This is a genomic window from Streptomyces sp. NPDC107559 (assembly GCF_055657365.1).
Map to the genome: position 1 here is coordinate 354,410 of NZ_JBVKBD010000008.1, position 18,332 is coordinate 372,741.

Consider the following 18,332-nt stretch of genomic DNA (forward strand, 5'->3'; position numbering starts at 1 on the left):
TGTCACGGCACCACAGAAGTTGAGTCAGAATCGCTTGAAGTGAACGAAGCCAATCCGTGCGACGTGGAGCAGTTCACGAGCTCTCGGAGGACAGCCGGACCATCGACCGTGATCGCCGCGAGGAAGTCCAGGGCGGCGCCCTGATCCCATGCCACCGATCCTCCGGCCAGCGCGGCTCTGAGGGTCTCGGGCCGGTCCTGAGCGTGTTGGTAGAACTCGGCCTGGCGGCGGTGCATTTCCCGTTTGGCCTCGACGAACGCCTGCCAGAGGTCGTCATCGGTCGGCGGGATGTTCATCAGCTGAGTCTCCATCAGGTCTTCGAAGGCTGAGGCAATCGCTGCCCGTCGACGCGGTCGGCGAGGTAGATCATGACGCCCTCGGGGTCCGTCCCGACGGCTGCCCCGGGGGCGTGGGGGAGGGGGCAGTGGCGAAGGCATCCGGGGGATACTGCACGCTCTGCCGGCACATCCGGCGCAACCCCGGTACGAGGGTGAAGACGCCGAGCGGCTTCGACGACCGGCGCGCTGGCTGATCGCAGCGGTGTGGTGAGGGAAGCGGGGCCACCGGTTTCGGCGAGGCTGCTCCTGCGACGACCTGCACCCCTCGGCCCGCCGTGTCCGCGGGCACGGCTCCCGGTGGCGGCAGGCCGCGCATTGAGGCTGCGCACCTTCTCGCGGCGGGACCGGGCAGGTCGCTGCTGCCCGTCGAGGGGGCCTCACTTCCGAGTCCTGGAGCACTTTGTCCTAGATCGGGTATCGCTTCGCAGTACGCCATCGAATGAGTGGCTGTTGCCGCTCGTGGAGTCCGCAATGGCCCGCTCTGGCCGGTGGCAGGCACACCATGGTTGCAGGACGAGGAGGCGGTCATGCCGGTGTGGCGGTTGAGGGATTTCCATGATGACGACCTGGACCAGGCGATCCGGTTGTGGGACCAGGGCCGACAGGCTGATCTGTCCTTGGCCGTGTTCCCGGTGTCCGAGGTCGTGGCGGCCGCCCGTGCGGGCCAGGCGGCTGTGGTCGCGGTGGTGGAGGGAGAGCTGGTCGGGATGGCTGTGGCCCGCGCCGAGGGCGAGCGCGGGTGGATCTTGAGCACGGCACTGTCGGGTGCGTGGCGAAACCGCGGACTGGGCAGTGCGCTGATCGCCCAGGTCGAGCAGCGGCTGCGCGAGCGCGGGGTGCGCCGGATCAGTGCGGTCCTGCCCCCCGGTTCGACCGGGACCGCTGCATTGGAGAACTCCGGTTACCGCCGCCTGGACAATCTGGTCTACTACGAGAAGCTGGAGCATGCCGGGGCGCAGGATGCGGGACTGCTGGCCCAGCTCGGCGGACGGGTCCTGCCACGCGGCCTGTGGGAGCAGCTGGCGGGCATGTTCGAGGCCAAGGACACCATCGACAAGCGCATCGTTCTGCCACTCGCCGAGCCGGAGGTCGCCGAGCGTTACGGGGTCCATCCCCCGAAAGCCGTCATCTTGTTCGGGCCGCCCGGCACCGGCAAGACCACCTTCGCCAAGGCGATCGCCTCCCGCCTGGGCTGGCCGTTCGTGGAACTCTTCCCCTCACGCCTGGCCGCCGACTCCGACGCAGGACTGGCCGCCTCGCTGCGCGACGCGTTCGCGGACCTGGCCGAGCTGGACAGCGTCCTGTTGTTCATCGACGAGGTCGAGGAGATCGCAGCCGCACGCTCCGGTCACGCCGTCGACCCCGGACACGGTGTCACCAACGAGCTCCTCAAGCTCATCCCCGCGTTCCGCGACCACGACAACCGGCTGCTCGTCTGCGCCACCAACTCCCTGCGCACCCTGGACCCGGCATTCCTGCGCCCCGGCAGGTTCGACTACATCATCCCGGTCGGCCCGCCCGATGCCGCCGCCCGCGAGGCGATCTGGCGCCGCTACCTCGGCCCCGCCGCCCCGGTGATCGAGATCGACCAACTGGTCACCGCCAGCGAGATGTTCACCCCCGCCGACATCGAATACGCCGCGCGCAAGGGCGCCCAACACGCCTTCGAACACGAGATCAGCCACCGCACCGGAACCCCGGCCGCCACCGCCGACTTCCTCGCCGCGATCGCCGATACCCGTCCCACCCTCACCGAGCAGGCCCTGCACGACTTCCACGAGGACATCGAGCACCACACCCGGACCTGACACCCACCCAACCTGTCCCGCCGTCCCCTCTCCGCACTCGCCGACGAAAGGGCACGGTCAGCGCATGAGCGCGCAGCCGAGGGTCAGGAAGGCGTCGTGGACGTCGTCGCGGATACCCAGGGGATCCGCAGTTGACGCAACCGGTGCGGGTGGGCGAGGGCACGCGCTGAGTGACGGCGAGTCGGTACCGGCTGTAGGGCTGGCGGCCCCCGCAGGAAGGCCCACCACCCATCGATGACTTGAGAGCGCGGGCCCGCCGCACCTGGCGTCCGCCCCGGCGGAGGCATGCGCCAGGCCGCCGACCGGGATGCCCCACAGGCCCGTTGCTCCGTCCCTCGACACGCCGAATTCATGGGGCGGTTCGCCGCCGTCCCCCCGGACGCGCGGTGGCCGACGACCCCGTCTGCTCGCGGCGTAACAGTGACATGGCGCAAGAGCGACATGTGCGACCCCTTGAACGACGGCGGGGGAGGCCAGAGGATCCAGTGATCTTTCGCTCTTCGCCGCGTCTCAGGAGTCTTCCTTGCCCAAGGTTCCCATCCCCCGGCCCGGGCCGATCGCCCTCGCCGTGGCGGCCGCGCTCACACTCGGCGTCATACCCGCGACTGCCGCTGTGTCCGCGCACTCCGCCGGTGAGGTGTCGCACAACGACGCCGGACACCAAACCCCCGGCGATGCCGGCACGCACACCGTCACCCTGATCACGGGTGACAAGGTCACCATCGGGACCGCCGCCGACGGCACCGTCGTGCGCTCATTCCAGGCCGCGAGCGGAGCCACCACCGGCTTCCACCGCGTTGTCGTGGACGGCGCCACCTATGTCTACCCCGACGCCGCCCTGCCGTACGTGAGCGCCGGCAAACTCGACAAGCAGCTCTTCAACGTGACGCGGCTGATCACCGAGGGCTATGACGACGCGCACAGCTCCCGGCTTCCGCTGATCGTGCGCTACACCGGAGCCGCCGCCAAGGCCCGCACCCGGACGAAGATGGCCGGCTCGACCGACATCCGCCGCCTGGACAGCATCCAGGGCGCGGCCCTCGCGCAGAACCACAAGCAGGCGCCGGAGTTCTGGTCATCGCTCACCGGGGGTTCCGGCGCGGCGGCCCGGTCTGCGAAGCCGTCCTTCGCGGGCGGCGTCGCCAAGGTGTGGCTCGACGGCAAGGTGAAGGCCGACCTGGCCGACTCCACTGCCCAGATCGGCGCGCAGAAGGTATGGGCGGAGGGCGACACCGGCCAGGGCGTGAAGGTCGCGATGCTCGACAGCGGCGCGGACACCGAACACCCGGACCTGGCCGGGCAGGTGTCCGACAGCTCCAGCTTCGTCCCCGGCGAGGACGACATCGCCGACTACAACGGCCACGGCACGCACGTCGCCTCGACCATCGTCGGCACGGGCAGTGCCTCCGACGGCAAGGAGCGGGGTGTCGCCTCCGGCGCCCGGCTGGCCGTCGGCAAGGTGCTCAACTCCGAGGGCAGCGGCCAGGAATCCTGGATCATCGCGGGCATGGAGTGGGCCGCCCGCGACCAGAAGGCCAGGATCATCAGCATGAGTCTGGGCGGCGGCGGTGACAAGACCGACCCGATGAGCCAGGCCGTCGACGAACTCAGCCACGACACGGGCGCGTTGTTCGTGATCGCGGCGGGCAACGGCGGCCCGCACTCCATCAGCAGCCCCGGCGCCGCGGACTCCGCGCTGACCGTCGGCGCCGTCGACTCCACCGACACGCTCGCCGACTTCTCCAGCCAGGGCCCGCGTGACGGCGACGGCGGACTGAAGCCGGAGATCACCGCGCCCGGCGTCGACATCGTCGCGGCGCGCTCGCACTACAGGCGCGGCTCCGGCTACTACACGACGATGAGCGGCACGTCGATGGCGACGCCGCACGTCGCCGGTGCCGCCGCGCTCCTCGCCTCGGAGCACCCCGACTGGACGGGCACCCAGCTCAAGGAGGCGCTGGTCAGCAGCGCCAAGGCAACCCCGGCGTACACCCCGTACCAGGCGGGCGCCGGCCGGCTCGACGCGCTGGCGGCCGTGCACACCACGGTCTTCGCCACCACGAGCGCCTACTCCGGCTTCCACACGTGGCCCCCGAAGCCGGGGGAGACCGACGTACAGACGGTGACGTACTCCAACGTCGGCGACGCCCCGGTCAGCCTCGACCTGGCGGTCAACGGCACCGTCCCGGCCGGGTTGTTCAGCCTCTCCGAGGACCATGTCACCGTGCCCGCGCACGGCACCGCCACGGTCACGCTGACCACGGCTCTGGACAAGCTGGCGGGCGACCAGTCGGTCAGCGCCATGATCACCGGTACGGACGGCGCCGGGACGGTCCGCGCCCGGACCCTGATCGGCGCGGCCCGCGAGGGCCAGCGGCAGAACCTGACCGTGGTCGCCAAGGACCGTTCGGGCAAGCCGCTGGAGGGCCGGGTCGTCCTGACCGCCGACCACCTCTTCACGGTGATGGACCTCGACGCGTCCGGCACCGGCACGGCGCGGCTGCCCGTCGGCAGCTACAGCGGCTGGCTCACCGGTGACGTGCAGGGCGCCGAAGGCCCGCACTCGCGCGGCATGGTGCTGCTCGCCTTCAACGACGTGAAGCTGGACCAGGACCGTACCGTCACCCTGGACGGCCGCAACGCACGCCGGATCCTGGCGCGCGTGCCGCAGCAGACCACCGCCGTCGCGCCGCGCCTGGACGCCCACCGGTCCTTCACCGACAGCCTGGTGGAGACGTCGATGCTGCCGGACCCGTCGTACGACAGCATCTGGGCGCTCCCGACCGGCAAGAAGGTCACCGACGGCGAGTTCGAGACCGGCGCCCGCTTCCGCCTCGAGCAGCCCGCGCTGACCGTGAGCACGAAGTCGACGACCTTCAACGACCCGCTGGTCAAGCGCGCTGCCACGCCGCTGCCCGCCGGTACCCGGAACCTGACGGCGGTCTTCGCCGGCACCGGCACGGCCGAGGAGCTCGCGCGGCAGAACGTGCGCGGCAAGGCCGTCGTGGTGCGCGGCGCAGGCACGGCAGGGATCAAGGCCCAGGCGGAGGCCGCCGCGGCCGCCGGCGCCCGGCTGCTGCTGGTCGTCAACGACGGCGCCGGCCGCCTGCAGCCCTGGGACGAGAACCCCTGGAGCCCGCAGAGCCCGGCCCCGGTGACGGTGGCGACGCTCAACGCCGACCAGGGCGCCGACCTGCTCGGCCAGCTTCGGCACGGGGCGGTCACGTTGAAGGTCACCTCGCACCCCACGACCGACTACGTCTACGACGTCGTGCACCACTGGACGGGCGCCGTTCCGGCGGACCCGACCTGGCGTGAGGAGTCCAAGGACCTCGCCCGAGTGAACGTCTCCTTCCGGAACTACCGGCAAGGCAAGGCGATGGAGTTCCGTCCGGACGTCTGGCGCGGCTGGGCCGTCGGCAACCAGCTCACCGCGCCCGCCCAGGGCGAGCGCACCGACTGGGTCACCGCCGGCACCACGTGGCTTGACGACGCCTTCATCCAGGGCGAGACCGGGCAGCACTCGATCGACCCGCTGAACTACCCGGCGCGCAAGACCGGCAAGGTCAGCTGGTTCGGCCCGATCCAGCGGCCCCGCATGGGCCCGTTCAACTACCAGCCGGTGCGCTACCTCGACACGATGGACATCATCGCGCCCGGCTGGGGTGACTCGGGGTCCGGCCACGTCGGCGAGGCCGGCGCGAACTTCGACGTCAAGGACTGGATGTCGCTCTACCAGGGCGACCAGCAGCTCGACTGGGGCAACGCCGAGTACCTGCAGGTTCCCGGCCTCGGCGCCGAGCGCCTGCCCTACCGGCTGGTCCTCGACAACGACCGCGGCACCTGGGCGAACCCGTACTCGACGCACACGCTGACCGAGTGGGACTTCACCTCCGCGGTCACCGGCAGCGATGCGGTGGTGTCCCTGCCGCTCATCCAGCTCGACTACGGCGTGGACACCGACAAGTCCGGCCGTGCCGACCGGCACGCCGGCTTGACGGTGACCGCCTCGCACCTGCCGGGCACCACCGCCACCATCGGGAAGCCGACCGTCGAGGTGTCGTACGACGACGGTGCGACCTGGCAGCGGACCGACCTGAGCCGGTGCGACGACGGATGGCGGACGAACCTGCGCGCGCCGCGGTCCGCCGACTTCGTCACCCTCCGGGTCGGCGCACGGGACAGCGCGGGCAACACCGTCTCGCAGACGATCAACCGGGCCTTCGGCCTGCGCTGACGTCACACCCCGGGAGGTCACCCGGGACAGCACCGCGTGGGTGGGACCGCAGCCGGCGGCCCCGCCCACGCGGCGTTCCCAGGTGTCAGAGGCACGACCCGTCGTTACGCACCAGGAGCTTGCGCACGCCCTGGACCATGTACGTCATAGGGAACCGCCGGCCGATCACCGCCTTGATCCGGCCCAGCGTCCATCGCTGCACCGACCGGACGCTGACCCGCAACTCCTCGGCGACCACCGCGTTCGTCTCACCACGCGCGAACCGCTCAGCCGCTTCCAGTCGTCACCGTTCCCGGAACTCCCGGCACTGGGCGGTCAGTCCGCCCCCTTGCGGACACCGCATCCCACGGTGCTACCGCACAGAGCCAGCCCCGGTCAGCCACGCACGACATCACGAATTCAGCAGTGGGGGCTGGGCCGGCGCAGTGTTCCGCTGGGCCGTTCGCAGACACGGGCGTCTCGGCCGGCCTCACGGCTGGGTCAGCCAGGCTTGATGGCCAGCGTCGCGAAATAGTGCGACATGTAGGTGGCGGATGCGTTGGATTGGTGCGGTGCTTCCGTGAAGCCGGTGAGGGCGAATCCCGCGGCGAGTTGCCCGCCGATCTGGCCGGTGAGGGTGTGGCTGTATTCGAGAGCGGCGTCCGCGCCGAACTTCGTGGCGCGTTCTTCGGCGGAGTACTGCGTGAGATCGCTGTAGGGCAGCTGGTGCACGACGGTCAGCTCGCCGCGCTCGTCGAGCGCCTCGTGGTCGAACAAGTACACATCAGGGTTGAGGAAGCCCGCGAGCAGGGTTCCGCCCGGTCGCAGGACGCGGAAGCACTCACGCCACACCGGTGCCAGGTCTGGTACGAACAGGTTGGAGACCGGGTGGAATACGACGTCGAATGCTGCGTCGCCGAAGGCACTGAGGTCGCGCATGTCGCCCAGGACGGTGCGCAGCTCGAGTCCGTCGCGGGCCGCCACCATCTGGTCCTGGCCGAGCTGGCGGGGTGAGTTGTCGAATACGGTGACCCGCGCGCCTGCGGCGGCGAGGATCGGACCCTGCTGGCCGCCGCCGGAGGCCAGGCACAGCACGTCCTTGCCGGTCAGGTCCGTCGGCAGCCAGGAGCGGTCGACCGGCGCATGCCCGATGAGGACGATCGACCAGTCGCCCCTGCGGGCGCGCTCGACTTCCGCGGTACTGACCGGCCTCGACCACTCGTTGCCCTCTTGAACGTACTTGTCCCAGGCTGCCCGATTGTGGGCGACGGGGTCGACGACAATGTCCTGCACGTTTGACTCCCTGCTGCAGCCGGGCGGACACCGGCGGTACTGACAGTGTGGTGCCGCCAGCCAACACGATTGCACGGTGCGGGATCAACGAAATTTGGCGGGCATCGAGGTGTCCACGGACTCGACGGATAGTCGCGCAGCGGATGCGTAAGTGCTGGCTGCCGGGGATGTGCCGGCCGTGGGCGTGGCGGGTGATGGTCTTGGTGACCCGGTTGGTGTCTTCGGAGCCGGAGTTGGTGATCTTGGTGTGCAGGAACGCAAGGATCTCTGGCCGCCCTGTCTCGACGGTTGTGGCTGGGCACCGCAGTTCGGGAAGGCCGGCGTCGGCGCATCGGCGGTGGAACCGGTAGAGCAGATCGCTGACCTGTTCCCGGTCCGGTCCGGGCGGGTCCGGGCGGAGGCAGGCCCAGGAGGTCTTTCCTGGCGTTTTACGCGACGGTGGTCGGCGCGCCGGTCACCCTGAGCAGGCTGGACAGCTCGTCGAGGACAGTGTCGACGTGCTCGCCGTGCATCCGGGCGGCGGAGCGGGCGAGCCGACGCCGACCAGGAAGGCCGCCACGCACTCGCTCGGAAGATCTGCCGGTGCGGCAGAATCGCGGGTTCAGCTCAGTTCCAGCACGCCCACCGTTTGATCTCCGCTGGTCTCACCGGTTGGGTGGAAGCCGAGTGCCCGATAGAAGCCTGTTGGGCCGTCCACTCCGGGATGCCAGGTGGTCGTCAGGCGCATGCCTCCTCGGCGCCGGATCTCGCTGGCCACGGACTGCACTGCGAAGCGTCCGTAGCCCTGGCCCTGCTTTCCAGCTGCGATGTTGAGACGCCAGAGTCCTGAGCGGAAGTCGGTGCCCTTGCCCGTCCAGTCGATGTCGAAGAACGCCATGAGGAACCCGACGACTTCGTCGTCGTCGCAGATGAGCCGAGGCCATGCGACTCCGGGGTGGACGTATGCCTCGGCGAGCGACTTCACCACGGGTGCCACTAGGTGTTCCTGGTCGTGGCGGACTCTCAGGTTGATAGCGCTCTCGAAGTTGTCAGGGGTGATCTCTTGCAGGTGCAGCGAAATCGGCATGTCCGCACTCTAGGGAGGTGCTGCAAGTGATTTTCGGAGCGTGTTGGCCATGCTCAGCCGAGAGGCCGGTGCTTCTTGGTCCAGTCCTCGCTGCGGGGCCCCTTCGGGGTCTCCAGGGGCTGTGGGTCAGAGGCGCGTGTTGCCCGGTGCGAGCAGGCTGGCCGGTTCCGGGCACACGTCGCGCGAGCCGACGACCTTCCCCTGGCCGGGACGGCGGTGGGTGACGAACACCGGCCCACGGGCGCGGCCGCGTAGCAGGCGGGGCAGGAGCCGAGCGGTGCCGGCGTCCCAGTAGACGGTCTCTGGCACGAAGTCCGCGACCGACCCCAGCGGGCGAGCCTCGCCGATCCGCTCGGCGGTCCTGCCGACGCCGACCCCGTAGCTGCGGACCGTGTTCGGGTTGCTGAGCGCGTCGAGGAACGCATCGGCCGCCGCGCGGACGGTCAACACCTTCCCGGCTGGCAGTTGCATGACGGTGCGCACCGCTCTCGCCTTGCCACGGATAACAGGGCCGCTTCACGTACGGCCCGGTGAACGTCACCGCAGGTGACGAATCAATCTCCCGCAGATGATGGGACGTTATCCGTGGAACAACTTCAGACCAGCCCCACGACCGACGTTCCGTCAGCCGCCCACCAGGGCTGACGAACGCATGGCGCACGATCCGACACGGATGTTCCTCAGACTTCGTGTGCCGTGTGCCGTGTGGCTGAAGGTTGGGCGGTCTCATCGACGTGTGTGTGCCGGATGCTGCTGAAAGTTGCAGGTGGGGGTGGGTGAGGGTGCGGGGCCCTCGGCGTTGGCGGGGATTTGGGCTGTCGTAGCCTCGCGGTTTGTGAGATCGATACGCATGTGGTGGGACCGCGCGCGGCACCGGCGTGACGGGGTGGAGGTGGCCCCATCGCAGTGGGCGGTTTTCGACCGGATTTCGGATCTGTACGAGGCAGGCGAGTTCGTGGAGGCCGAGGCCGGGGCGAGGGCTCTTGCGGCCGCGCCGCGCGTGCGGGGCGGTGACCCGTGGCTCGTGCCGTGGCTGGCGATGTTCTCCGCCTGCGCGGCAGCCATCGCTCACGGGCGGGGGGCGCAGGTGCTGCCCGAGCTGGAAGGCATGATCGCGGCGGCGGCGCACATGGACGGCGGGCTGCATCTGCGGGGCAAACTGCTGGAGCTCCGGTCGGACCGTGTCCTGGTCCTCGTCCAGCAAGGCCGGTGTGCCGAGGCTGAGGCCGAGGCGCTGGACATCCTGCGCGCCATCACCCGTCTCGCGTATTTCACCGAGGTGTGGCAGAGCGAACTGGAGGCATTGGCCTACCTGGCCGGCGCCGTGAACGGGCAGGGTCGCTACGAAGAGGCGGAAGCCATCGCCCGCGGGAACCTGCCGCGAGCGGACGAGCCCACCGCTGCGGTCCTGCAGCGTGTCCTGGTGGACAGCCTGAATGGGCAGGGCCGGTACGCGGAGGCGCTGGCCGAGGTCCGCCGGCTTGCACCGGTGGGCCGTGCCGGCAGTGGAGCTGCAGATCTTGCCACGGCTGCAGCCCTGCATGGCCTGGGCCGCCGTAGTGAGGCGGAAGCCGCCGCCCGCGAGGCGCTGGCCGCCTGTGAGAAGTACCTCCATCCGGACCACCCTCGCATCCGGGATGCCCGCATGCTGCTGACCCGCATCACTGCCAAGGACCCGGACTCTGCGTGAGAAGCCGCACGATCGGGGGCGGTGACGGGCCGTACGCAGGGCAGTACCAGCTGTTTGCGCCGCCCTGCGCAACTTGCGGTTCGATCCTCGGCGAGTGGTGGGAAGTCGTGACCACGGGAGATGGCCGGCGATCGTGTTGGAGTCGTAATAAGCGCCGGGTTCCGCATCGGCGGTTTCGCAACATAACCTCCTCACCACTGCGGCCCTGCACCCCGGTGCGGGGCCACTCTTGTATCCCCCTGCGACGGATATCCCGTGGCCGCTTCGGTGGCTGCGGCGGCTTGCGGCTCTTAGGTGCCGATCGAGCACGTTGCTCTGCGACCGGCCGGACGTTTTTGTGCCGGACGCACCTCACTGCATTGGAGGGCAGCGGCCATGACCACGCTCGACACCACCATGACCGCCGAGCATGACTCCTACGCAGCCGGCACCTGCCTGAGCCGGGAAGCCAGCGGCAGCTTCTTCCCGGGAGAAGACATGCCGGTGCGGATCACAGACGCCATGAGCGCAGGACGTCGCGTGCCCGTGCTGGCAGTCGCAGGCGGCACCGCCTCGGGCAAGTCGACCCTCGCGGAAGCGTTCGTGCTCCACCGGCCCGGGGCTGTGGCCCTTGTTCACCTCGACGATTTCTACGTGCCCGCGCACGATCCACAGCGCGGGATGCGCACGCTGAGCGCCACGGGTGCCGAAACGCTGGACTGGAACCATCCCGGCTCCATCGACGAGGACGCAGCGGCTGCCGCGGTCGACGCAGCGGCTGCCAGCGGCCGGTACCGCCTGGTTGTGGTCGAGGGCTTGTTCGCCCTCACTCTTCCCAAAATCGCTGGTCAGGCCACCTGGCGGATTTACGTCGATGCGCCCGATGACGTGCGCCTGGCCAGGAAACTGTTGCGCAAGATCGAGATTCAGTGCCAGGACCCGGCGATCTCTCTGCGTAACTACCTGAACAGCGGCCGCGAACGTCATACGGACTTCGTCGCCCCCTCCCGGGCCCGGGCGGATCTCGTACTCGACGGGATGATGCCGACGGCGGACCTGCTGACTGCGGTCGACAACCTGGTCGGCCCGCATCTTGCGGCCGCCCGCTGAACCACGGGACAGATGTGGGGCTCGGCAGCTTTTCCCTGTTGCTGATCCCGGGGCGTGCTGCGTGGTCGGGTCATGGTGCCGGCCCAGAGTGCGAACGCCTGCTTCGACAAGGGTCGTCGCTTTGGCCGACCCGTACTTCGCGCGGCTGCCGGCCCGTCCCCTGCATCAGGGGACGGGCCGCCGTACGTTCCGGCATTGCGCCCTCTGGGTCCAGGTCGGCCGGCGTTGCTGCCCGGCACTGCGGGAGCTTTCCGGCGTAGGAGACGGTTTCGCCCTTCTCCCGCCGATGAGCCCGATACCTCTCGGCGTCGGTCGCGCTTCGGTGATCCAGTCCATGTAGGCCGGGTCACGCCTCGACGGTGTCCCGCCCAGGGATGCAGCCGGTTGTCGGTGCATCCCCGGGCTGGATGTTGCAGCACTGGCTGGTGAAGGGTGGTCGCACCGGTGCCGCGGTGTATCCGTGGCTTCTGGGCGGGGGTCTGGCCGTTTGTGTCATGGGCATTGCATCGGCGTGCTGTGGTTCTTGAGCCGGTGGCGGGGGAGTGGCCGTCAGTGCCGTCCGCGGGTTGCGGGAATGACGGCGGGCATCCTCATGTTCCAAAGCGCAGGTCCAAGCGCAGGTCCTGATGAACCGGGTCATCGGGGACATGGATGTGCCCGGGAGTGCGCCTGGCGTCGCGTCGGCGGTGAAGGGACCGGTCGGAAGGCCGGTCCGCTCTCGGTGACCAGTGACCGGTGACCGGTGACCGGTGACCGGTGGCGCTTGCGGCGGGGCCGCCGGAGGGCTGCCGGTCAGGTCTGGAACCGTACGGAGCTGGTGATGCAGCTCACCTCGGTCGGGTCTTGCTTCGTGTGAATGAAATCGATTCCAATCTTTCCTGTGTAGTCGGTGTAATCGATTACAGAAAATCCACGAGGAGGTGGAGCGGCGATGGCGAGCATCAAGGATGTGGCTGTTGCGGCGGGAGTGTCCGTGGCGACGGTCTCCCGGGTCCTGAACGATCATCCGTCGGTCAGCCCGGCGGCACGCGAGCGCGTGCTGGCCGCCGTCGGGGAGCTGGGCTACCGCCCGAACGCCGTCGCGCGGTCTCTGCGCACCGACCGGACCCGCACCCTGGGCCTGGTCATCAGCGACGTGCTGAACCCCTACTTCACCGAGCTGGCCCGCTTCGTCGAGGAAGAAGCCCGTGCGCTCGGCTACAGCGTGATCATCGGCAATGCCGACGAGCGGCCCGGCCTGCAGGACCATCACGTGCGGACCCTGCTGGACCGGCGCATCGACGGGCTGCTGGTCTCGCCCACCGACGGCTGCTCCCCGCTGATGCTGGAGGTGGCGCGGGCGGGCACGCCGATGGTCTTCGTGGACCGGTGGATCCCGGGCGTCGACGTGCCGGTGGTGCGCTCCGACGGACAGGCCGCCATCGAAGCCCTGGTCGCGCATCTGTACGGACTCGGGCATCGCCGGCTCGCGATCATCGCGGGGCCTGCCGCGACCACGACGGGCCGCGAGCGGATCGGCGCCTTCCGTGATGCGCTCGCCGCCTACGACCTTCCCCTGCCCGACGCCTACATCGGGCAGGGCGACTTCCAGGCCGAGAGCGGACGACGGGCGACCGAGGGCTTCCTCGATCTGCCCGAACCGCCGGAGGTCGTCTTCGCCGCCGACAATCTGATGGCGCTCGGCGCGCTGGACGCCATCCGGGCCCGTGGTCTGCGTGTTCCGCACGACATCGCGCTCGCCGCGTTCGACGACATCCCGTGGTTCGTGCACACCGATCCGCCGATCACCGCCATTGCCCAGCCCACGGGCGAGCTGGGGCGCGCCGCGGTGCGGGCGCTGATCGACCGCACCGAGGGACGGACCCCTGAGTCCGTCACTCTGCCCGCCCGTCTCGTCGTACGCCGCTCGTGTGGCGAGTCCCCCGCAACGAACAGGAGCCAGCCGTGAGCGACCGGGAAGAGTTGCTGCGCATCGAGGGCATACGGAAGTCTTTTCCCGGGGTGGTCGCGCTCGACGGTGTCGACTTCGACCTGCGCCGGGGCGAGGTGCACGTGCTGCTCGGCGAGAACGGTGCCGGCAAGAGCACGCTCATCAAGATGCTGTCGGGTGCGAACACACCCGATGCCGGCCGCGTTCTGGTCGACGGCGTAGAGGTACGTATCCACGGGGCGCAGGACGCCGAGCGTCTCGGAATCGCGACGATCTACCAGGAGTTCAACCTTGTTCCCGACCTGACGGTCGCGGAGAACATCTTCCTGGGCCGTCAGCCGCGCCGTTTCGGGATGGTCGACCGCAAGGCCATGGAGGCCGAGGCCGCCACGCTGCTGGAGCGCGTGGGAGTGCAGGTCTCGCCCCGCGCCCGGGTGCGCGAACTGGGCATCGCCCGCCTGCAGATGGTGGAGATCGCCAAGGCCCTCAGCCTGAACGCGCGGGTGCTCATCATGGACGAGCCGACCGCCGTCCTGACCTCCGAGGAGGTCGAGAAGCTCTTCGCGATCGTGCGCAGCCTGCGCGAGGACGGCGTGGGCATCGTCTTCATCACTCATCACCTGGACGAGATCGCCGCGTTGGGCGACCGCGTGACGGTGATCCGTGACGGCCGGAGCGTCGGGCAGGTTCCGGCGAGCACGCCCGAGGAGGAACTCGTACGGCTGATGGTGGGCCGCTCCATCGAGCAGCAGTACCCGCGTGAACGTGTTGCCGCCGGCCCTGCCCTGCTCACGGTGGAGGGACTGGCACGTGACGGTGTCTTCCACGACATCGGATTCGAGGTGCACGCCGGCGAAGTCGTCGGCATCGCGGGCCTGGTCGGCGCGGGCCGTACCGAGGTGGTGCGCGCCGTGTTCGGGGCGGATCCCTACGACCGGGGGAGCGTGAAGGTCTCCGGCAGTGTGCTGCGCCGGCATGACGTCAGTGCGGCCATGGCGGCCGGGATCGGGCTCGTGCCCGAGGACCGTAAGGGCCAGGGGCTGGTGCTGGACGCGTCGGTGGAGGAGAACCTCGGCCTGGTGACCATGCGTGCCGCCACGCACGCGGGTCTCGTCGACCGCAGGAGCCAGCATCAGGCGGCCGCGCGGATCGCCGGGCAGCTGGGCGTACGGATGGCCGGACTCGGCCAGCACGTGAGGACGTTGTCGGGTGGCAACCAGCAGAAGGTCGTCATCGGCAAGTGGCTGCTCGCCGACACCAAGGTATTGATCCTCGACGAGCCGACGCGCGGGATCGACGTCGGCGCGAAGGTCGAGATCTACCAGCTCATCAACGAACTGACCGCCGCGGGCGCGGCCGTCCTGATGATCTCCAGCGACCTGCCCGAGGTGCTCGGCATGAGCGACCGGGTGCTGGTCATGGCCCAGGGCCGGATTGCGGGCGAACTCGCGGCCGACGAGGCCACCCAGGACGCCGTGATGGCGCTCGCCGTCAGCAACCCCACAACCGAAACGGAGGCCCGTCGTGGCCACTGAAACGCTCAAGCGCAAGGCGGGCGCTTCCGGCGCCACGAGCGGCCTGCGCCGCGTCCTGCTCGACAACGGTGCGCTCACCGCGCTCATCGTCCTCGTCATCGTCCTGTCGGCACTGTCCGGCGACTTCCTGACCACGGACAACCTGCTCAACGTAGGTGTCCAGGCGGCTGTGACGGCGATTCTCGCCTTCGGCGTCACCTTCGTGATCGTCGCGGCCGGCATCGACCTGTCGGTCGGCTCGGTGGCGGCCCTGTCGTCGACCGTGCTCGCCTGGAGTGCCACCTCGCACGGCGTACCCGTCGTCCTGGCTCTCCTGCTCTCCATCGCCACCGGTATCGTGGCCGGTCTGGTCAACGGCTTCCTCATCGCCTACGGCAAGCTGCCCCCGTTCATCGCGACACTCGCCATGCTGTCGGTGGCCCGCGGCCTGTCGCTGGTGATCTCCGGCGGTGTGCCCATCCCCTTCCCGTCCTCCGTCTCCCACCTCGGCGACACCCTCGGCAACTGGCTTCCGGTGCCGGTGCTGGTCATGGTCGTGATGGGGCTGGTGGCCGCCTTCATCCTCGGCCGCACCTATATCGGCCGCTCCATGTACGCCATCGGCGGCAACGAGGAGGCCGCGCGACTGTCGGGCCTGCGGGTGAACAAGCAGAAGCTCGCCATCTACGCGCTGTCCGGACTCTTCGCGGCGGCTGCAGGCATCGTGCTGGCCTCCCGGCTGTCCTCCGCCCAGCCGCAGGCCGCCAACGGCTACGAACTCGACGCGATCGCCGCGGTCGTCATCGGCGGCGCCTCGCTCGCGGGCGGCACCGGCAAGGCGTCCGGCACCCTGATCGGCGCGCTGATCCTCGCCGTGCTGCGCAACGGCCTCAACCTCCTGTCGGTGTCCGCCTTCTGGCAGCAGGTCGTCATCGGCGTCGTCATCGCGCTCGCGGTGCTCCTGGACACGGTGCGCCGCAAGGCCGGTGCGAGTCCCGTCGCCGCCGGCACGGGCGGTGGCAAGGGCCGTCAGGCGGGCACCTACGCGCTGGCTGCTGCGGTCACCGTCGCGCTGGTGGGCGCCACCAGCTTCCTGCACAGCGGCTCCTCCGGCAGCACCCCGAAGGTCGGCCTGTCGCTGTCGACCCTCAACAACCCCTTCTTCGTGCAGATCCGCTCGGGTGCGCAGGCCGAGGCGAAGAAGCTCGGTGTGGACCTGACGGTCACCGACGCCCAGAACGACGCCTCCCAGCAGGCCAACCAGCTGCAGAACTTCACCAGCTCGGGCTTCAGCGCGATCATCGTCAACCCGGTGGACTCCGACGCCGCGAGCAACTCCGTGAAGGCCGCTGGCAAGGCGAAGATCCCCGTTGTCGCCGTCGACCGGGGCGTCAACAAGGCGTTTGTGGACACACTCGTGGCCTCTGACAACGTCGCGGGCGGCGAGCTGTCCGCCAAGGCGCTCGCCGACAAGCTCGGCGGCAAGGGCAAGATCGTGATCCTCCAGGGCCAGGCCGGTACCTCCGCCGCCCGTGAGCGTGCGGCCGGCTTCGCCAAGGGCCTGAAGGCCTACCCGGGCATCGAGGTCGTCGCCCAGCAGCCGGCCGACTTCGACCGCACCAAGGGCCTGGACGTGATGTCCAACCTGCTCCAGGCTCACCCCGACGTCCAGGGTGTGATCGCCGCCAACGACGAGATGGCCCTCGGCGCCATCAAGGCGCTCGGTTCCAAGGCCGGCACGTCGGTCCAGGTCCTGGGCTTCGACGGGACCCCGGACGGACTGAACGCGGTCAAGAACGGCACGCTCTACGCCTCCGTCGCCCAGCAGCCCAGCCAGCTCGGCCGGATCGCGGTCGACAACGCGCTCAAGGCCGTGCAGGACCAGAAGGTCCAGGACGCGGTGAAGGTGCCGGTCAAGGTCGTCACCCAGCAGAACGTCGCCGGCTTCCACGGCTGACACGGCGCTTTGGCCGGGGCGGGTGTCACCGCACTCACACGGTGGCATCCGCCCCGGCCTCCTAGCGAGAAGGTCTCTTTCATGTACGACTTCGACCTCACGGTCGTGGGATCCGCCAACGCCGACCTCGTGATCGACGTCGAGCGCCGGCCGGCCGCCGGAGAGACGGTGCTCGGCTCCGACCTGGCCGTCCACCCCGGCGGCAAAGGCGCCAACCAGGCGGTTGCCGCCGCTCGTCTGGGCGCCCGCACCGCCCTGCTGGCCCGCGTCGGTGACGACGCCTACGGCCGCCTGCTGCTGGACTCCCAGCGAGCCGCAGGCGTCGACACCGCGCAGGTGCTGGTGGGCAAAGCCCCGACCGGCGTCGCGCTGATCACCGTGGACCCGTCCGGCGACAACAGCATCGTGGTCTCGCCGGGAGCCAACGCACACCTCACACCCGAGGACGTCAGGGCCGCAGCCGCTCTGCTCGGCGCCTCCAAAGTGGTCTCCACCCAGCTGGAGATCCCGCTGCAGACGGTGGTGGAGGTGGTGCGCCATCTGGCACCCGGAACCCGTTTCGTGCTCAATCCCTCGCCCCCGGTGCCCCTGCCCGACGAAGTCCTCGCGGCATCCGATCCACTGATCGTCAACGAACACGAGGCCGGAGTCATTCTCGGCGACGGCGCCGCAGGCGACACCCCCGAGGAGTGGGCACAGGCACTTCTCGAGCGCGGCCCGCGTTCGGTCGTCGTCACCCTGGGCGCAGAGGGAGCCCTGGTGGCGACCCGGGACGCCACCACCCGCATCCCCGCGGTGAACGTCGACGCGGTGGACACGACCGGGGCCGGCGACGCCTTCACCGCGGCGCTGGGTTACGGGCTCGGCGCCGGAGCGACGCTGGAGGCAGCTGCCGCCTATGCGGCACGCGTCGGCGCACTGGCCGTCACCCGCCGTGGAGCCCAGGACTCCTACCCCACCGCCGCGGAGGTCGACACGCTGTGAAGAGGACAGGAATTCTCAACCGTCATCTCGCAGGCGAACTGGCCGCGTTGGGTCACACCCATCAGGTGCTGGTGTGCGATGCGGGCATGCCGATACCCAAGGGCCCACGCGTGGTGGACCTGGCGTTCCGGGCCGGAGTCCCGTCCTTCGCCGACGTGCTGGACGGCCTGCTGGCCGAGCTTGTCATCGAGGGAGCGACGGCGGCAGAGGAGATCCGGACCGCCAATCCCGCGGCGGCCGCGCTGCTCGACGGGCACTTTCCTGACCTGGCACTCGTCACGCACGAGCGCCTGAAGGAACTGTCGGCACAGGCGCAGCTGATCGTCCGTACGGGCGAGGCCCGCCCGTACGCCAACGTCCTGCTGCGCTGCGGGGTCTTCTTCTGACCCAGGTGCGTACGTCGCGCTCCGGGCAAAGACCGGGAAGCCCAGCAAGCCGTCACGCAGC

The 18,332-nt window shown here is 69.6% G+C and carries 13 protein-coding genes and 3 pseudogenes; 9 read left to right on the plus strand and 7 right to left on the minus strand.

Translation table 11 applies throughout. From position 1 onward, the window contains the following. Window positions 1-2: 2 nt before the first annotated feature. Window positions 3-296, minus strand: coding sequence for a hypothetical protein (locus ACZ7OY_RS24995; RefSeq protein ID WP_471913423.1), 294 nt, complete (start codon window positions 294-296; stop codon window positions 3-5). Between the two features lie 569 nt (window positions 297-865). On the opposite strand from ACZ7OY_RS24995, the gene ACZ7OY_RS25000 reads away from it, so the two are divergent. Both ACZ7OY_RS25000 and ACZ7OY_RS25005 read left to right on the plus strand, forming a co-directional pair. After that, window positions 866-2,146: an ATP-binding protein gene (locus ACZ7OY_RS25000; protein ID WP_471913476.1), complete on the plus strand. Its 1,281-nt coding sequence runs from the start codon at window positions 866-868 to the stop codon at window positions 2,144-2,146. Window positions 2,147-2,669: 523 nt separating this feature from the next. Beyond that, on the plus strand, window positions 2,670-6,383 hold the full coding sequence (locus tag ACZ7OY_RS25005) for a S8 family peptidase (RefSeq protein ID WP_471913424.1): 3,714 nt from the start codon (window positions 2,670-2,672) through the stop codon (window positions 6,381-6,383). A gap of 91 nt (window positions 6,384-6,474) precedes the next feature. On the opposite strand, the pseudogene ACZ7OY_RS25010 reads toward ACZ7OY_RS25005, so the two are convergent. The 6 genes and pseudogenes from ACZ7OY_RS25010 to ACZ7OY_RS25035 form a co-directional block, all read right to left on the minus strand. Then, window positions 6,475-6,726, minus strand: a pseudogene (locus ACZ7OY_RS25010) (helix-turn-helix domain-containing protein); the annotation flags it as partial. 137 nt (window positions 6,727-6,863) lie between these two features. Continuing rightward, window positions 6,864-7,655 (minus strand): class I SAM-dependent methyltransferase, encoded by a 792-nt coding sequence (locus ACZ7OY_RS25015; protein ID WP_471913425.1) that lies wholly within the window; start codon window positions 7,653-7,655, stop codon window positions 6,864-6,866. Window positions 7,656-7,842: 187 nt separating this feature from the next. Then, window positions 7,843-8,019: pseudogene (locus ACZ7OY_RS25020) on the minus strand (hypothetical protein); the annotation flags it as partial. Between the two features lie 64 nt (window positions 8,020-8,083). Then, window positions 8,084-8,218, minus strand: a complete 135-nt coding sequence (locus ACZ7OY_RS25025) for a hypothetical protein (RefSeq protein WP_471913426.1) — start codon at window positions 8,216-8,218, stop codon at window positions 8,084-8,086. 38 nt (window positions 8,219-8,256) lie between these two features. After that, window positions 8,257-8,721, minus strand: a complete 465-nt coding sequence (locus ACZ7OY_RS25030) for a GNAT family N-acetyltransferase (RefSeq protein WP_471913427.1) — start codon at window positions 8,719-8,721, stop codon at window positions 8,257-8,259. Between the two features lie 165 nt (window positions 8,722-8,886). Beyond that, window positions 8,887-9,192 (minus strand): annotated as a pseudogene (locus ACZ7OY_RS25035) (hypothetical protein); the annotation flags it as partial. Window positions 9,193-9,556: 364 nt separating this feature from the next. Between ACZ7OY_RS25035 and ACZ7OY_RS25040 the strand changes: the two are divergent. The 7 genes from ACZ7OY_RS25040 to rbsD all read left to right on the plus strand — a co-directional run bounded on the left by ACZ7OY_RS25040 (window position 9,557) and on the right by rbsD (window position 18,271). Then, window positions 9,557-10,411 carry a tetratricopeptide repeat protein gene (locus ACZ7OY_RS25040; RefSeq protein WP_471913428.1) on the plus strand — a complete coding sequence of 285 codons (855 nt, stop codon included), beginning with the start codon at window positions 9,557-9,559 and terminating at the stop codon, window positions 10,409-10,411. 375 nt (window positions 10,412-10,786) lie between these two features. After that, the gene (locus ACZ7OY_RS25045; RefSeq protein ID WP_471913429.1) at window positions 10,787-11,500 is read left to right on the plus strand and encodes a uridine kinase family protein; all 714 of its coding nucleotides are present in this window, start codon (window positions 10,787-10,789) and stop codon (window positions 11,498-11,500) included. A 931-nt stretch (window positions 11,501-12,431) separates the two neighbouring features. Next, entirely contained in the window at window positions 12,432-13,448 is a 1,017-nt protein-coding gene (locus tag ACZ7OY_RS25050; RefSeq protein ID WP_471913430.1) for a LacI family DNA-binding transcriptional regulator, read from the plus strand. Further along, window positions 13,445-14,965, plus strand: a complete 1,521-nt coding sequence (locus ACZ7OY_RS25055) for a sugar ABC transporter ATP-binding protein (protein ID WP_471913431.1) — start codon at window positions 13,445-13,447, stop codon at window positions 14,963-14,965. Before ACZ7OY_RS25050 ends, ACZ7OY_RS25055 begins: the two co-directional genes overlap by 4 nt. Beyond that, the gene (locus ACZ7OY_RS25060) at window positions 14,955-16,901 is read left to right on the plus strand and encodes an ABC transporter permease/substrate-binding protein (RefSeq protein ID WP_471913432.1); all 1,947 of its coding nucleotides are present in this window, start codon (window positions 14,955-14,957) and stop codon (window positions 16,899-16,901) included. The genes ACZ7OY_RS25055 and ACZ7OY_RS25060 overlap by 11 nt, the downstream gene beginning before the upstream one ends. Window positions 16,902-16,982: 81 nt before the next feature. Further along, a complete protein-coding gene (locus ACZ7OY_RS25065; protein ID WP_471913433.1) occupies window positions 16,983-17,885 on the plus strand; it encodes a ribokinase in 903 nt (300 codons plus the stop codon). Further along, the gene (rbsD, locus tag ACZ7OY_RS25070) at window positions 17,882-18,271 is read left to right on the plus strand and encodes a D-ribose pyranase (RefSeq protein WP_471913434.1); all 390 of its coding nucleotides are present in this window, start codon (window positions 17,882-17,884) and stop codon (window positions 18,269-18,271) included. The genes ACZ7OY_RS25065 and rbsD overlap by 4 nt, the downstream gene beginning before the upstream one ends. The last annotated feature ends 61 nt before the right edge of the window (window positions 18,272-18,332 follow it).

Bases quoted from the DNA above. Each gene is read 5' to 3' on its own strand.
- ACZ7OY_RS24995 (WP_471913423.1), bottom strand. From the start codon at position 296: ATGAACATCCCGCCGACCGATGACGACCTCTGGCAGGCGTTCGTCGAG.
- ACZ7OY_RS25000 (WP_471913476.1), top strand. From the start codon at position 866: ATGCCGGTGTGGCGGTTGAGGGATTTCCATGATGACGACCTGGACCAG.
- ACZ7OY_RS25030 (WP_471913427.1), bottom strand. From the start codon at position 8,721: ATGCCGATTTCGCTGCACCTGCAAGAGATCACCCCTGACAACTTCGAG.
- ACZ7OY_RS25045 (WP_471913429.1), top strand. From the start codon at position 10,787: ATGACCACGCTCGACACCACCATGACCGCCGAGCATGACTCCTACGCA.
- ACZ7OY_RS25050 (WP_471913430.1), top strand. From the start codon at position 12,432: ATGGCGAGCATCAAGGATGTGGCTGTTGCGGCGGGAGTGTCCGTGGCG.
- ACZ7OY_RS25065 (WP_471913433.1), top strand. From the start codon at position 16,983: ATGTACGACTTCGACCTCACGGTCGTGGGATCCGCCAACGCCGACCTC.